Source organism: Bacillus sp. NMTD17 (assembly GCF_002998735.1).
Taxonomy (GTDB): domain Bacteria; phylum Bacillota; class Bacilli; order Bacillales; family Bacillaceae; genus Bacillus.
This window is the reverse complement of the sequence record NZ_PVRH01000001.1, coordinates 127,999-144,324: the sequence shown is the minus strand read 5'-3', so window position 1 is coordinate 144,324 and position 16,326 is coordinate 127,999. Positions and strand designations below refer to the sequence as shown.

Here is a 16,326-nt window from a genome sequence, read left to right as displayed (position 1 = left end):
AAAAGACGTTTCTCCTACTGAGGAGAAGCGTCTTTTCTCTCTTTCCTTAACAATTCAACGAGCAATTCTTTATTTTTATTTCCCCCTGTCATTGGTGACTCGACATAGGAGAATTTTCGTTTGAAATCCATTCCTCTCACAGAAATGACAGCCAATTCACCGCCAATGCTGCCTCGCTGGAGGACATATTTAGATAAAACGGAAAGCCCCATTCCGTGGATCACAGCTTCTTTAATCGCTTGATTGCTGCTAAATGTCACAAAGGTCCGTGCTTTCAGTCCATTTGATTTCAGGACGTGCTGTAAGTATTCTCCGGTACCTGATCCCTCTTCTCTCGTGATCCATGTTTCGTTCTGCAGTTGATCAATCGTGACATCCTTTTTCTTAGCAAAGGGGTGATCTAATGGCGCCACGATATAGAGCTCGTCTTCTAGAAAAGTTTCGACAGTTAGTTCTTTGTCATTGGTCTGTCCTTCGATCAAACCGATGTCAACATGGAATAAGCGGACATGTCTGGCGATCGCCTCTGTGTTATCAATGACCACCTCAATATCAACATGCGGATAGAGCTGATGAAACTCTGCCAATATTTGCGGCAGCACGTACTCTCCAATGGTGAAACTCGCCCCGATTGTCAGCTTCCCTCTTGCCAGATGATGATGCTCATAAATATCCTGCTTCGCCTGTTCATATAAACGAATGATTTGTTTTGATCGATGGTACAGCATATCCCCAGTTGGTGTAACCGTTAATTGCTTTGGCGAACGATTCAGCAGCACGGTCTGGAATTCCTGCTCCAAGTTCTTAATATGAAGACTGACACTCGGCTGAGAAATCCGCAGCTTTTGGGCTGCTTTTGTAAAGTTTTTCTCTTCCACAACTGTCACAAATGTCTTCAGTGCATCGTAATACATCGGTCCCTCTCCTATCAGAAATCTTAATCCAAAACCTTTCATATATATATCTTACTAATTCCTTCCCAGTGCGTAAAGAAGCGCTTAACTGAAAACAATTTAATAAAAATATTTACTAATTTTTTTAAAGACTCTATACTAGGAGGAGATATTTTCTATAGGAGGTGCTGATTTGGCAGCTAAAATAAAGGACATTGCTGAAAAAGCTGGATTATCCATTGCGACTGTATCTCGCGTACTGAACCAAGATCCCAACCTATCTGTCACGGATCAAACACGCGAAAAAGTATACGCCGCCGCAGAAGCTTTGTCCTATCAAAAGAAAACATTCAAACATTCATTAAAAAAAATCGCCTTTCTCTATTGGATGACCGAAAAGGAAGAGCTTGAAGATATTTATTTCAAATCCATTCGTCTGGGCATTGAGGAACTGACCAATACTCGGAGTTTAAATGTCACCGCTTACAATCCATCTGATGGGCTTCATTCCATTGATCCTTCTACAGAAGGGATCATCGCCATCGGCCGATTTAAAACGTCAGAGCTTGATCAATTATATGCAATCACCCAGCATATCGTTTTTATTGATACGTCACCGGATGAAGACCGTTTTGATTCTGTAAAACCAAATCTGAAACGAATTGTTGAAAAGATCATCGATTCTTTTATTGAAAAAAAACACACATCCATTGGATTCATTGGCGGCACAGACCTTGACCTGAATACGAATGTGCATATTCCTGATATTCGCGAAACGACTTTCCGTGAATATATGATGGCTCACAATGTCCTTGATGAGCGATTGGTCTATGTCGGTCATCATTTCTCAGTAGATGAAGGCTATTCGCTGATGATGAAGGCGATTGATGAGCTTGATGATGATCTGCCCACCGCTTTTTGTGTCGCTAGTGATCCTCTTGCCATCGGCTGCTTACAAGCATTAAACGAGCGCGGATTTTCTCTGCCGAACCGCGTGAGCGTCTTTAGTATCAACGATATTCATGTGTCTCAATATGTGTCACCACCGCTCACCACGTATCATATCCACACGTCTTTACTTTGTGAAACAGCTGTCGATTTACTGTTAGAAAGACTTGTGGACGGCAGAACATTACCTAAAACTGTGCTGATTGCCTCAGAACCTGTCTTTCGGAAAAGTACGATATAAACAACTAGAAGCCCCGTCCAATGTGGAGGGCTTCTTTTCTCTCTATATGAGTAAAAAATTTTACTTAATAAATTTAATAAAATATGTTTACTTTTTTTACTTAAGTTGATATTCTCACATTAAGAAAGCGTTTTCTTATCATCTGTGAAAAAAGAACGAGAGGGGATTACCAATGAAAAAGGGAAAAAGGGCGACATTATCAGCAGTCGTTGGTACTGCTGTGCTTCTGCTTTCAGCTTGCGGACCGGGAGATGACAATTCAAGCGGTACACAGCCGGCATCTACAGGTACAAAGACCTTGCTAGTGTGGGAGGATGTCAAAAAGTCTGATGGGATTCAAGACGCTGTAAAAGAATTCGAAAAACAACATGATGTGAAAATCAAAGTGGTCGAAAAAGCTTATGCCGACCAAATTGAAGCTCTACGTCTAGATGGCGCAGCTGGGACAGGTCCAGACGTCATCACGATGCCTCACGATCAAATTGGATCAGCTGTCACTGAGGGGCTATTACAGGAAATCAAACCAGATCAAAAAGTGATTAACTCCTTCACAGACGAATCGATTCAATCACAAACGGTAGACGGCAAGCTGTATGGTCTTCCTAAATCCGTTGAAACGACGGTGCTTTTCTATAATAAAGACCTTGTCAAAAAGGCACCAACGACACTTGATGGCTGGTATGATCTATCGAAAAAGCTGACAAAAGACGGAAAGTACGGCTTTGTTGCGAAATGGGATGAAATTTACTATGCGCAAAGTGTTTTAGGCGGATCTGGGGGCTATATTTTCAAGCAGAAAAGCGATGGCTCTTATGATGTTAATGACATTGGTCTGAACAACGATGGCGCCATCCAAGGCGGAGAATACATTCAAAAATTCTTTAGCGAAGGACTTTTCCCGAAAGGCATCATTGGGGAACAAGGAATCAATGTCCTCAACTCCTTATTCACAGAGAAAAAAGCAGCAGCTGTCATTTCTGGTCCATGGTCATTTGGTCCATTTAAAAAGGCGGGTATTGACTATGGCGTGGCTGAACTGCCAACACTCCCTAACGGAAAACATATGAGCTCCTTCTTAGGTGTAAAGAGCTACAACGTCTCCTCTTATTCTAAAAATAAAGAACTTGCTGAGAAATTTGTTGAGTTTATCACAAACGAAAAAAATGCGAAGAAGCGCTTTGAATTGACAGAGGAAATTCCACCAGTGAAAAAACTGATGAAAGATCCAATCATTACGGAAAACGCTAATGCGGATGCTGTTTCAAAACAAACGAAATATGCCACGCTGACACCGAACAATCCTGAAATGGCAGAAGTGTGGAAGCCGATTGATAGTGCATTAGGTCTCATTGCAACTGGTCGTACAGATGTGAAAAAGGCATTTGATGATGCGGTCAATCAAATCGACTCTCAAATTAAAGCAAATCACTCCAAATAACCATCAAATGCGGGTAGTCTATCAAGCTGCCCGTAGTTGATCTAATTTCATATGAAGTAGGTGTTAGACGTGACGGGTAACCTTGAACTAGACCGCACACACACAGTGGAATCAAAGACACACCGGAGACGGGCGCTAATGTTCTCCTTTATACCCGGGATGGGGCAGATATACAACAAACAATACGGCAAAGGGGCACTCTTTTTCCTGTTTGGCGTCTCTTTTTTGATTGTATTTTATGATTTATTCAATATTGGCTTTTGGGGTCTGTTCACACTGGGGACGATGCTGCCTCGTGACAACTCTGTTTTTCTTTTAGCCAAGGGGATTATTGCGCTGTTAACAGCTGGTTTTGGTATCGGCTTTTATGTACTCATGATGCGTGATGCTTTTATAAACGGAAAGAAACGTGATCAAGGGGTTCCGCTTCATTCCATCCGTGCTCAATATCATCAGCTCATCGATCAAGGCTTCCCTTACTTAATGAGCACTCCTGCTTTCTTTTTACTTCTATTTTCTGTTGTCTTTCCTATTATGTTCAGCTTTGCGCTTGCCTTTACGAACTATGATTTATACCACTCGCCTCCTGCCAATCTGATCGACTGGGTAGGAATCAAGAACTTTCAAAATATCTTTTCCATTGATATTTGGAGAGACACCTTCATTGATGTACTTGGCTGGACCGTCGTATGGACTTTGGCCGCGTCAACCCTTCAATGTGCCATCGGCATCTTTTTAGCGGTTCTGCTCAATCAGAAGGATTTAAAAGGAAAACGGTTTTTTAGAACCATTTTGATTCTTCCTTGGGCTGTTCCAGGCTTTGTGACCATTTTGGTGTTTGCTGGACTGTTCAATGATACCTTTGGTGCCATTAACAATACACTTTTTGCATCGATAGGGATTGATCCAAAACCATGGCTGACAGATCCATTTTGGAGCAAAATTGCCCTTATTGCGATGCAGACTTGGCTTGGATTTCCTTTTGTTTTCATTATGACAACAGGCGTTTTGCAGGCGATTCCCGAGGATTTATATGAGGCTGCGACCATCGATGGAGCCAATTTTTTTCAGAAATTCCGGTCCATCACGTTACCGCTTGTTCTCTATTCCATTGCACCCATCCTTATCACACAATATACGTTTAACTTTAACAACTTTAATATTATCTACTTATTTAATGGCGGGGGACCGCCTGTTGCGGGGTCAACCGCTGGAGGAACGGACATCTTGGTTTCTTGGATTTATAAACTTACGATGCAGTCCTCTCAATATGCACTCGCTGCGGCTGTCACGATTTTACTTTCAATCTTTGTCATCGCCATTGCACTCTGGCAGTTTAAGAGAACGAATTCATTCAAAGAGGAGGACATGATGTGATATGGGATCAAAACAAAACAAGCTCATTCGCCTGAGCATTACTTATTTTATCCTTTTCATTGCCTCCATTTGTATTCTATATCCACTGCTTTGGACAATCGGTGCTTCCTTTAATCCTGGAAACAGCCTCATGAGTACAAGTATGTTTCCGAAGAATCCAACGTTCAGCCACTTTACCGAGCTCTTTTTCGGTCAGGGAGCACTTTATGCAAAATGGTATTGGAATTCAATGAAGATCAGTATTGCGACTATGCTCTTAACGTTAATTCTTGTCAGCTTTACAGGCTATGCCTTTTCTAGGTTCCGATTCAAAGGACGGAAAAATGGGCTGATGCTCTTTTTGCTGTTGCAAATGATTCCGCAATTTTCAGCGCTGATTGCGATTTTTGTTTTGGCTCAAATGCTTGGACTGATTAACAGCCACCTCGCACTAATTTTGATTTATGCAGGCGGGCAAATTCCGATGAATACGTATTTAATGAAAGGCTATCTTGATGCGATTCCGAAGGATCTCGATGAATCAGCCAGAATGGACGGCGCAGGGCATTTCCGGATTTTCATCCAAATTATTATGCCGCTTGCTAAGCCGATTTTGGCGGTTGTTGCCATCAACTCTTTTACAGGACCACTGGGTGATTTCATCATCTCCAGTGTCATTGTCCGCTCACCCGAAATGTATACGCTCCCGATCGGTCTGTACAATCTTGTGTCAGACAAAATGGGGGCCAGCTACACGACCTTTGCAGCCGGGGCTTTACTCATTGCGGTTCCAGTCGCTTTATTGTTTCTTGTTTTACAAAAACAATTTGTATCCGGCCTCACACAAGGCGGGACAAAAGGATAAGGGGAGATTTGATGAAAAAATGGATGCTCGTCACGGTTGTCGTTTTCTTTTTTATGGGGTTAGGTATTTTGCCTGAAGCAAAAGCCGATACGATTTCTGTTCAGCCGATCAATGGACTGCAGGGTGATTTCATCAAAGGAGCCGATATCTCTATGCTTGCAGAAGTAGAGAGAAGCGGCGGCAGATACTTCGACCAGAACGGAAAACAGGTGGACCCGCTCAAGCTATTAAAGGAAAAAGGCGTCAACTATGTGCGCATTAGACTGTGGAACCATCCATACGACAACCAAGGCCGTGCCTATAACGGCGGGACAAATGATTTAAACACAGCCATCGCTCTATCGAAACGTGCAAAAGCACAAAATATGAAAGTGCTGCTTGATTTTCACTACAGTGATTTCTGGACTGATCCTGGTAAACAATTCAAACCGAAAGCTTGGGCATCTCTTTCACAAAGCGATTTAGAAAAAGCGGTCGACACTTACACAGGGGATGTACTCAAAGCGATGAGAGCACAAAATGCCCTTCCGAACATGGTTCAGGTTGGGAATGAACTGAACTCAGGCATGCTGTGGCCAAATGGAAAGAGCTGGGGTGAAGGCGGCGGGGAATTTGACCGGCTCGCCGCTTTGCTAAAGGCTGGCACAAATGCTGTCCGCTCTGTCGATTCTAACATCAAAATCATGCTTCACCTTGCACACGGAGGGGACAATGGTGCGTCCCGCTGGTGGTTTGATGAAATCACAAAACGAGGCGTCTCATTCGATACGATCGGTCTATCTTATTACCCGTATTGGGACGGTGGATTTAATGGTCTGACGTCTAATATGAATGATATTAGTGCCCGCTATCACAAAGACGTGATTGTTGTGGAAACCGCCTATGGGTTTACGACAGCAAATGGCGACAACCTAGAGAATTCATTTAATCAAGACTCTGTCAAAACAGCCGGCTACCCGGCTTCACCTCAAGGCCAGGCATCTTTTATACGAGATCTATCAGAGAAAATTTCACAAGTGAAAAACAATCGCGGAAAAGGGTTCTTTTATTGGGAGCCGCTTTGGATTCCAGCGAAAGGCGCTCCGTGGTCTAGTCAATACGGGCTGGCTTATATCCAAACAACCGGTACAGTCGGAAATGCTTGGGAAAATCAAGCGATGTTTGATTTCAACGGAAAAGCACTGCCTTCTCTTGATGTATTTAAACAAATGACACCGTAATTAAAAGGATAGGACGTGACAAAATGGGAAAGCGTTACCCACTCGTTCACCCAAATGTGAAAGGCTTTTTGCATGGTGGCGATTATAATCCAGATCAATGGCTCCATATGCCGGAGATCATTGACGAAGATTTTCGATTAATGAAGCTTGCACACTGTCAAACATTCTCCATCAACATTTTCGCATGGAGTAAGCTAGAGCCAAAAGAAGGGCAGTATGATTTTGCATGGCTGGATGACATCATGGACCGCTTGGCAGCTCAGGGGGCTCACGCCATTCTCGCAACGCCAAGCGGGGCAAGACCTGCTTGGCTGTCACAAGCATATCCAGAGGTATTGCGCGTCGAAGCGAACCGTCAGCGTAATTTACATGGACTGCGCCATAATCATTGCTTCACCTCACCGGTTTATCGAGAAAAAACGAATACACTCAACCGGCTGCTGGCTGAACGCTACAAGGATCATCCAGCACTGATTATGTGGCACATTTCGAATGAGTACGGCGGCGAATGTCATTGTGATCTTTGCCAGGAAGCATTTCGGGACTATTTGAAAGACAAATACAATCATGACCTTGAAGCTTTGAATCAAGCATGGTGGACGGGTTTTTGGAGCCACACGTATAGTGACTGGTCACAAATCGAATCACCTGCACCGCACGGGGAGCACATGATTCACGGGATGAACCTAGACTGGAAGCGCTTTGTCACAGCGCAAACGATCAATTTTTATCAAAATGAAATTGAACCGCTGCGGGAATTGACGCCTCATATCCCAGTGACCACCAACTTTATGGGCGACTACCCGCATATGCGCCCATTCCTTGGGCTGGATTATCATCAATTTGCAAAAGAGGTCGACGTGATTTCATGGGATAGCTATCCAGCATGGCATAGCGGCAGGGAAACAACCTCCGAATTAGCGTCAAACGTCGCCTTCGTTCACGATTTATATCGTTCATTAAAGGACGGTCAGCCATTTCTCGTTATGGAGAGTACACCGAGCCTTGTGAACTGGCATGAAGTGAATAAGGTCAAACACAAAGGAATGGCACACCTTTCTGCCATACAGGCGATTGCCCACGGATCAGACTCCGTGCTTTACTTCCAGTGGCGCCAAGGCCGAGGTGCCTCCGAGAAATTCCATGGCGCCGTAGTCGATCATTCCGGACATGAACATACGCGCGTGTTTCAAGAAGTCGCTGATCTAGGAAAACAATTGGAGCAGCTGCAGCCCATTGCGGGCACGTCCGTACAACCAGAAGTCGCCATCATATACGATTGGGAAAACCACTGGGCCATTGATGATGCACAAGGCTTAAATAATACAAACAAACGCTATGTAGAGGCTTGTCAAACTCACTATCGAAGCTTTTGGAAAAAAGGCATCCCTGTTGACATCGTCGGCATGGAGAAGGATTTCTCATCCTATCGTGTGCTGGTTGCTCCAATGCTCTACATGATCAAACCAGGCGTCGCAGAAAAAATCGAAGCCTTTGTCAAAAAGGGCGGTATTTTTATCGCGACATATTGGAGCGGCATGGTCGACGAAAATGACCTATGTTTCCTCGGTGGTTTCCCCGGCCCTCTCCGTCATGTACTTGGCATATGGGCTGAGGAAATCAACACATTGATGCCAGATGAACATGTGTTAATAACCACAGGGAATGGACGCACCTACCATGTCGGGCAATATTGCGAATCCATTCATCCTGAAACGGCCTCTGTGTTAGGGCATTTTGAGAATGGCTGCTATGAAGGACAGCCAGCCCTTACTGTCCATCCTTTTGGAGATGGAAAAGCATACTATATGGCTTCCGAAAATGAGCAGATTTTTTATGATGAGTTTTACGAGGATCTCATCGCAGGAATGGGTATACAGCCCGTCCTATCATCTGTGATTCCAGAGGGAGTTAGTGTACAAAAACGAACAGATGGCACGCAAGACTATGTATTTATGATGAATTTTACAGAAGAGCTGCAGAACATATCACTAGATTCAGCGGAAAGCTATGAAAATATGCTGACTGAAGAGCAGGTGCCAGACCAGCTTCAGCTTGACCCTTACGAGTACGTCATCTTGAAAAAATAATTTGAAAGAAGCGTTCATTCATTGGACGCTTCTTTTATTTTAATGATTCTAAATACCTATATAAATATATTCACTTGTAGAAATGCCCTTGAATCGTTATATTTTATCTAAATTTTTTGACATGTTTGATACCGCGCCGTGAATGGATTCACCATCCTTTTTTACCATTGTATAGGTATGAAAGCGGTTGCCTAATGCTCATATTTTTGATACCCTTTTTTTCAATGCAGATGTGGGACTGCATTGTCATAAAAAGAGCAAGTAAATGTAAACGGTTTATTGTAGGGGGAGGGACTTATGTTAACGTTTGTTGGATTATTGATTATTTTAACGATTGTTGTATTGCTGATTTGGGGGAAAGCAAGTCCAATTGTTGCCATGGTCATGGTGCCTTTAATCGGGGCATTCATCGCAGGATTTGGAATTAATGACATTCAATCCTTCTTTGAAGAAGGGATTATTAAAGTACTTCCAGTGGCGACCATGTTCATCTTCGCCATTTTATTTTTTGGTATTTTACAAGATACAGGGTTCTTTGAACCTGTAATAAAAGCGCTCATTAAACTGACAAAGGGAAATGTTGTCACGGTTGCGATGGGGACAGCTCTAATAGGAGTCATCGCTCATTTAGACGGAGCAGGAGCTACGACCTTTTTATTAACTGTACCTGCACTGCTACCGCTTTATAAAAAATTACATATGAGTCCGTACTTATTGCTGTTATTGATTGGGACGAGTGCCGGCTTAACCAATATGGTGCCGTGGGCTGGCCCCACAGGACGGGCAGCAAGTGTGTTGAATATAGACCCATCTGAACTTTGGGTGCCGCTCATTCCCATTCAGCTCATTGGAGTCGTTCTCGTATTAGGAATGGCATTTATTTTAGGGAAAAGGGAAGAAAAACGCATTCGGGTAAAAATCGCTGCAAACGAAATCGCTGCTGTTCAATTAGAAGGCGCAGATTGGGACCGGGCTATTCAATCCATTAGCGAGACAGGTGACGCCGCTTTAAAACGTTATCACTTGATGTGGGTGAATTTCATTCTGTTTATAGCCGTAGTTGTCCTTCTTGTGCTCAACGTGATTCCGGCTAGTTATATGTTTATGATTGGTCTTTCTCTCGCACTATTAATTAACTATCCGAAAGTGGATGTACAAATGGAGAGAATCAAGGCGCATGCACCTAGTGCACTCATGATGGCTGCCGTTATTTTCTCCGCAGGTTCATTTTTAGGAATTCTCGAAGGAACGGGCATGCTAAAAGCTATTGCTGTGGACAGCATTCAGATTCTACCTGCTTTCCTGCTTCCATTTTTACATATCATTGTTGGGATGTTTGGGGTACCGCTGGATATGCTGACAAGCACAGACGCCTATTATTATGCTCTACTTCCAATTGTCGAATCGATTACATCTGAGGTTGGCGTGTCGGGCACTTCCGCTGCGTATGCCATGATGATTGGTAACATCATCGGAACCTTTGTCAGTCCACTCGCTCCAGCCGTTTGGCTTGCGATAGGCCTTGCAGGGGTCGATATGGGGAAACATATCCGCTACTCCTTCTTTTGGATGTGGGGATTCAGTATTATCCTTCTGTTCGTGGCGTTGCTGATCGGTATCATTTAAAAAAAGAAAGACATGCGTACAACGACGCATGTCTTTTTCTTTGTATTTATGAAGGATATTCACTCGTGTGAATGTCTGTTTTCGGCTTTCTAATAAGAGACATCAATCCAATGATAAACAATAGAACCATTGGAGCAAATGCAAGACCGACTGTTCCAATTAAAAGAGTCACAGCAGACACCAAGAAAAGAATACCTGAAAGCACGGCACGGCGATCTGTTTTCAAAAGAATCACACCGACAATCGATAGCACAGCCGCAATTGCGGAAACAACCATGAACTGAGTACCAAATGAATTAATCGAAGCCTGAAGCGTTTCAATCGGCAATGTTTCTCCTTCCTCTTGTAACACTTCATTGATTTCATCATAAAATGATGGACCTAAGGAGAGAATTAATGCTCCAAACCCAACACCAATGGCATTGAGGATAATACTAATAATCCCCATAATTTTTTCACCTTTACGTTTAATCATGTGTAAACCTCCTAAAAAGTTAAATTAACTGCCTGTTTTCACTTCTCGCTTTTGGAAGACGATTAAGGCAATGGCCAAGAAAATAGCCCAATAGATGACTAGGACTGTTAATGAAAATCCTAGAGACATACCTTCGATAAGAGTAACCTGTTCCATAAAGTATTGGGATGGATCGTTTGCAAATAACAAATATTTTGACCAATCAAAGAAGAGCATTAAAATACCTGTAATTGATCCACCCACAATATAAGCTAACACACTAATAGCGATGGAGATAGCTTCACTTCTAAATACTGTAGAAATGGCGAACGAAAGTGTTCCCAGTACGACAAACATTGCACAATGAGCAAGATAATAAAAGACCATATTTGCAAACTGCGAACGTTCAATCACTTCACCATTTTGATAGACCAAATTCACATAATCAGTGTTGAGGCCGAAGAAAATGGCACCCAATATAAATGACAAGAGAAACAGTACCACAACTAGTAAAAGAGCATACAGCTGCACCGTAATATATTTAGATATTAGGATCTTTAGCCTTGATGGTGGGCGAATCAATAATAATTTAATTGTACCATGCTTGTATTCAGCCGAGACAATGGTGGAAGCAATAATGATCACAAACACACCTACAAGCTGAAGTAAATTGGCGTTTGTTTTTACATAATCCCATACACTGTCACTAAACTGATTAGCTGGCGGTAAGTTATGCTTGATTCGATAATCATTAATAGCTATCTCTTTTTCAAGGCTTCTTTTAAAGAAACCATTTTCTGTTTCTTTGAGTTCCTTCTTGTTCTCAGTATTCATCATTTCTAGTTGGTCTTTCCAAGCTCCGGATGATTGATCTTCGTCATTTGTTTTAAGTGCAAAGATCAGTGTGGCAATCATACCTAAAACAAGAAGTCCAACCATAATCCAAGTTCCAACACGATAACTGATCTTCATCCACTCGTTTTGAATGAGGCGAATCATACGTCTGCCTCCTTTTTACCTGTTAAGCTTAAGAACTTATCTTCTAAGGTTTGTTTTTCTATTTTGATTTCGTACAAATGAATGGACGCGTCACTCAAATGACGAATCAATTCCGGCATTTTCTCTTCTGTCAAGGAGAGGAATAAATACTGCTCCTCTTCTCTAACAGTCGTGCCTTCCTCAAATACACCGATGAGCTTCTGCGCTTCTTCCAGCTCACCAGATGCGACCTTCATTCGATAATTGACCAGTTCGTCTTGATTCGTCTCTGTACGCTGATCCTCAATCGCAATCAGCTTTCCTTTTTGGATAATCGCAAAACGATCACACATCAATTCCATTTCTGACATGAGGTGACTTGAAACAATAACAGCCAGCCCTTCTTCCTTTGCCAGCCTTCTCAAGTAATCTCGTATCATGCGAATTCCCTCTGGATCAAGTCCATTGGTCGGCTCATCTAATATCAGCAGTTTCGGTCTATGTATAAGAGCCTGCGCAATGCCTAAACGCTGCTTCATTCCTAATGAAAACGTACGGACACGCTTATGTTTCACGTGCTGTAAGCTGACCAGCTCTAGCAGCTCATCAATTCGCCCTTCATCCACTTTCCCATTCATTCTGGCAAAGTGAACAAGATTTTGTCTGGCTGTTAAGTGATTATACATTTCTGGGTTTTCAATTATGGCACCAACATCTTGAATGGCAAGCTGATATGAGGATTGAATACTATGACCATTAATCAGAATGTCGCCAGATGTAATAGGAGAAAGACCGACCATCATACGAATGGTTGTTGTTTTCCCTGCGCCGTTTGGTCCTAAGAAGCCAAAGACCTCGCCCGCTTGGACAGAAAAGCTCAAGTCTTGAACAATCTTTTTCCCGTGAATATGCCTAGATACATTATGCAGTTCTAAAACGTTCGTCACGTTACCTCTCCTTCTTTGTCTAAGTATTATCTATCATCTATTTCCTGATAAACACCATGATCCGTTAAAAATAGAAGAACACTTCCATATGGTACAGCAATGCCCAAAAGTTGTGAAGGGGATTAGGCAAAATTTAGCGAATCATCTGCCTTTTTTAAGGTAGGGTTAAGAAAACAGCAATTTTTTATGTGAAAAGAGGCTTGATTTTTTTAAAAAATGAACCTTTTTCAACAGGTATATATGTATGGAATTCTGTTTAAGATTATTCCTTTCACCTATAAATAAAGAAATAAAAAGAGGCCTCTTACTGACAGCCTCCTTTCGTTATTAAACCTTTTTCACAAACTCTGATTTTAACTTCATTGCGCCAAAGCTAGGAATTTTACAATCAATGTTATGATCGCCTTCAACTAAACGAATGCCTTTGACCTTCGTCCCTATTTTTAAAACGGAAGAAGAACCTTTTACTTTTAAATCTTTGATGACAGAGACCGTGTCCCCATCATTTAACAGATTCCCATTCGCATCTTTGACAACAAGCTGGTCCTCTGCCGCTTGTTCTTGTTCAAGTGACCATTCATGGGCACATTCAGGACAAACCAGCAGACTGCCATCCTCGTAAGTATAAGGTGAACTGCATGAAGGACAATTCGGTAGATTAGACATTTGTGTTTCCTCCAACTTTCTATTTTATTTCATACAATTTTACCACATTTCTATAGAAAGGAATGTGATAGAAAAGGAAACATTTTTCAACGTTTACTTATTTCTTCCAATTGATATAGCAGCCGCAATATTCCGAGCGGTTCTCTCTACATGAAGAGCCCCATCTCTCATCGCCTCAGAAAGAGAAGTTACACCTGGAACGATACTAAAAAGTGCATCAATTCCATGCTCATGTACAACTGCACTGTCTTTTGAGAGGGAGCCCGCAATACCAATCACAGGCAGGTGATACTGCTTTGCTGCTTTGGCTACACCAATTGGCGTTTTTCCATAAATGGTCTGCTGGTCAATCCGGCCTTCCCCAGTAATGACAAGGTCTGCCTCCTTGATGACATCATCAAAATGAACTGCCTTCAGCACAATATCAATTCCTCTTTGCAAATCGGCGTGTAAAAAGCCTAATAAACTCGCACCAAGTCCTCCTGCCGCTCCTGCCCCTGCTACACCTTCAAAAAATACATTGAACTGTTTTTCTGCTACTTGTGCAAAATGAGCTAAGTTTTTATCTAACACTTGAACCGTTTCTTTATCAGCACCCTTTTGAGGACCAAATACAGCAGATGCTCCTCTTTCACCCGTTAAAGGATTGTCCACATCACAAGCTGCCTCCAGCCGAACGGATTGCAGTCTTGGGTCAAGTCCAGATAGATCAATAGAAGCTAATTGATGAAGGGCTCCACCGCCTCGCGATAGCTCCTGTCCTGCATTATCAAGAAAAGCCGCACCTAATCCTTGCATCATCCCAACGCCGCCATCATTTGTTGCACTTCCGCCAAGCCCAATGATGACATGCTTCGCTCCTTGATCCAGTGCCGCAAGCATTAATTCCCCTGTTCCTCTCGATGTCGTGAATAAGGGATTGCGTTTTTCTTGCGGAACAAGGTGTAACCCAGAGGCTGCGGCCATCTCTATGACGGCAGTCTGACCGTCCCCTAACATGCCAAAAAAGGCATCAACAGGCTCCCCAAGCGGGCCTGTGACCACTTGATTGACAATGTGCCCGCCCGTCGCATCAACTAGCGATTGAACAGTTCCCTCTCCTCCATCTGCCATTGGAAGTTTGATATATTCAGCGTTTGGCAAAATCGCATGAAATCCTCGTTCAATGGCACATGCTGTCTCATATGCAGATAAACTTTCTTTAAATGAATCTGGTGCAATCACAATTTTCATCCTAAAGCCCCTCGTTTCCTATCAAATGTCATCAGCCAAACAACTGGAAAACGCCGAATATAATGGTCGATACGACGGTTAATGTCAAACCAATTAACGATTCAAATGGCATGAGTTTCAACCGCTCTTTGATGTTCATTTGAACACTTCCTGCTGTGGCATGGAAAAAGCTCCCGTGCGGCATATGATCTAGCACTGTTGCCCCAGCATGAATCATGGCTGCTCCTGAAAGAGCAGATACGCCAAGGCCAATTAATGTACCGCTAAATACGCCACTCGCTACCGCCGTTCCTGCTGTTGTCGAAGCGGTGGCGGCTGACATAAATATCCCTGAAGCTGGTGCAAGTAAATACGGAGGTAATCCCGATGCATCGAGTGCTTGAATAAACACATCTTTTAAGGAAGAATTCGATACAATTCCTGCTAGTGTGCCTGTCCCTAATAACATAATCGCTACACCCGACATTTTATGAAGCCCCGATATCGCATAATCATTGAGAAACTTCCCTTTTTTCATGAAAAGAGCGCCTACAATGCCTCCGATCGGTAAGGCGATCATTGGGTCTATATTGATTTGAAAAAGCGGTCTTAAAGCCAACAATAAAATGGTGACAAGCGGACCCGCAAGTGCTTGAAAAAAAGCTGGCACTTGAACTTTGCTTTGCGCAGTTTCCTCTTCAAGAACAGGTGTCCCTTTTTTTGCAAGCTTTTTGGCTAACACATATGTAACAGCCAATCCAAACACAGCCGGGATGACACCCGCAGCCATCATTGAAGTAAGCGGTACACCAAAAGCATCAGAAGCGGCAATGGCATTCGGATTCGGTGACATGATATTCCCTGCCTTCCCGCCTCCAATCATGGCAAGTAGAATCCCCGTTTTCGACAGCTTTGCCCGTTTGGCAATGGCAAGTGCAATGGGCGCTACCGTGATAACAGCTACATCTACAAAAACGCCCACTGTTGTTAAAATCATGGTTGCCAGTGCGAGTGCTAATAACGCCCTCGCCTCTCCAAGCTTTTTCACGATAGCCTCGGCGATAGTTAAAGCTGCACCCGACTCAATCAAAACGCCAGCTAGTACACCTGCCGCCATAATTCTGAGGACAGCCGGAATCATATCCTTAGCGCCTTCCATCATGACGTTGACGGTCTGAACAATATCTACACCGCCTGCCAAGCCGCCTATGAAGGCACCTGCCAGCATGCCATATGCAGGTGATACTTTTTTTAGAATAAGAACAATCGCTATCACAAGCGCCGTCACGGCTCCCAGTGTACTTACTGTCACATCTCCACTCATCCTCGATCTCCCCCAAAATGTCTTTCTCCAATTGTAAGCGTTTACTAGTGGGGATCGGGTTGTGAATC

14 protein-coding genes are annotated in these 16,326 nt (G+C 43.1%); 7 read left to right on the top strand and 7 right to left on the bottom strand.

What is annotated here, in order from left to right; genetic code table 11:
• Positions 1–14: 14 nt before the first annotated feature.
• Complete coding sequence (locus tag C6347_RS00685) at positions 15–914, bottom strand: LysR family transcriptional regulator (protein ID WP_034660520.1); 900 nt, start codon at positions 912–914, stop codon at positions 15–17.
• A 172-nt stretch (positions 915–1,086) separates the two neighbouring features.
• Here C6347_RS00685 and C6347_RS00680 point away from each other — a divergent pair, with 172 nt between their 5' ends.
• The 7 genes from C6347_RS00680 (at position 1,087) to C6347_RS00650 (ending at position 10,677) form a co-directional block, all read left to right on the top strand.
• Positions 1,087–2,082, top strand: coding sequence for a LacI family DNA-binding transcriptional regulator (locus tag C6347_RS00680; protein WP_076840564.1), 996 nt, complete (start codon positions 1,087–1,089; stop codon positions 2,080–2,082).
• A gap of 172 nt (positions 2,083–2,254) precedes the next feature.
• Positions 2,255–3,520, top strand: a complete 1,266-nt coding sequence (gene ganS / locus C6347_RS00675; protein ID WP_106071284.1) for a galactooligosaccharide ABC transporter substrate-binding protein GanS — start codon at positions 2,255–2,257, stop codon at positions 3,518–3,520.
• A gap of 138 nt (positions 3,521–3,658) precedes the next feature.
• Positions 3,659–4,897 carry a carbohydrate ABC transporter permease gene (locus C6347_RS00670; protein WP_076840566.1) on the top strand — a complete coding sequence of 413 codons (1,239 nt, stop codon included), beginning with the start codon at positions 3,659–3,661 and terminating at the stop codon, positions 4,895–4,897.
• A 1-nt stretch (position 4,898) separates the two neighbouring features.
• On the top strand, positions 4,899–5,741 hold the full coding sequence (locus tag C6347_RS00665; RefSeq protein WP_106071283.1) for a sugar ABC transporter permease: 843 nt from the start codon (positions 4,899–4,901) through the stop codon (positions 5,739–5,741).
• Positions 5,742–5,752: 11 nt separating this feature from the next.
• On the top strand, positions 5,753–6,961 hold the full coding sequence (locus C6347_RS00660) for a glycoside hydrolase family 53 protein (RefSeq protein WP_106071282.1): 1,209 nt from the start codon (positions 5,753–5,755) through the stop codon (positions 6,959–6,961).
• 23 nt (positions 6,962–6,984) lie between these two features.
• Positions 6,985–9,051: a beta-galactosidase gene (locus C6347_RS00655; protein ID WP_106071281.1), complete on the top strand. Its 2,067-nt coding sequence runs from the start codon at positions 6,985–6,987 to the stop codon at positions 9,049–9,051.
• A gap of 297 nt (positions 9,052–9,348) precedes the next feature.
• Positions 9,349–10,677: a CitMHS family transporter gene (locus C6347_RS00650; protein WP_106071280.1), complete on the top strand. Its 1,329-nt coding sequence runs from the start codon at positions 9,349–9,351 to the stop codon at positions 10,675–10,677.
• A 46-nt stretch (positions 10,678–10,723) separates the two neighbouring features.
• Here the strand turns inward: C6347_RS00650 and C6347_RS00645 are convergent, their stop codons facing one another.
• From C6347_RS00645 to C6347_RS00620, 6 genes are all read right to left on the bottom strand, one after another.
• The gene (locus tag C6347_RS00645) at positions 10,724–11,152 is read right to left on the bottom strand and encodes a DUF4064 domain-containing protein (RefSeq protein WP_106071279.1); all 429 of its coding nucleotides are present in this window, start codon (positions 11,150–11,152) and stop codon (positions 10,724–10,726) included.
• Positions 11,153–11,176: 24 nt separating this feature from the next.
• Positions 11,177–12,130 carry an ABC transporter permease gene (locus C6347_RS00640; RefSeq protein ID WP_106042889.1) on the bottom strand — a complete coding sequence of 318 codons (954 nt, stop codon included), beginning with the start codon at positions 12,128–12,130 and terminating at the stop codon, positions 11,177–11,179.
• Positions 12,127–13,056 (bottom strand): ABC transporter ATP-binding protein, encoded by a 930-nt coding sequence (locus C6347_RS00635; RefSeq protein ID WP_106071278.1) that lies wholly within the window; start codon positions 13,054–13,056, stop codon positions 12,127–12,129. The genes C6347_RS00640 and C6347_RS00635 overlap by 4 nt, the downstream gene beginning before the upstream one ends.
• Positions 13,057–13,383: 327 nt before the next feature.
• Positions 13,384–13,722, bottom strand: coding sequence for a zinc ribbon domain-containing protein YjdM (locus C6347_RS00630; RefSeq protein WP_060597637.1), 339 nt, complete (start codon positions 13,720–13,722; stop codon positions 13,384–13,386).
• Positions 13,723–13,815: 93 nt separating this feature from the next.
• On the bottom strand, positions 13,816–14,955 hold the full coding sequence (locus C6347_RS00625) for a glycerate kinase (protein WP_060597638.1): 1,140 nt from the start codon (positions 14,953–14,955) through the stop codon (positions 13,816–13,818).
• Positions 14,956–14,986: 31 nt separating this feature from the next.
• Positions 14,987–16,258 (bottom strand): GntP family permease, encoded by a 1,272-nt coding sequence (locus tag C6347_RS00620; RefSeq protein WP_106036363.1) that lies wholly within the window; start codon positions 16,256–16,258, stop codon positions 14,987–14,989.
• Positions 16,259–16,326: the final 68 nt, after the last annotated feature.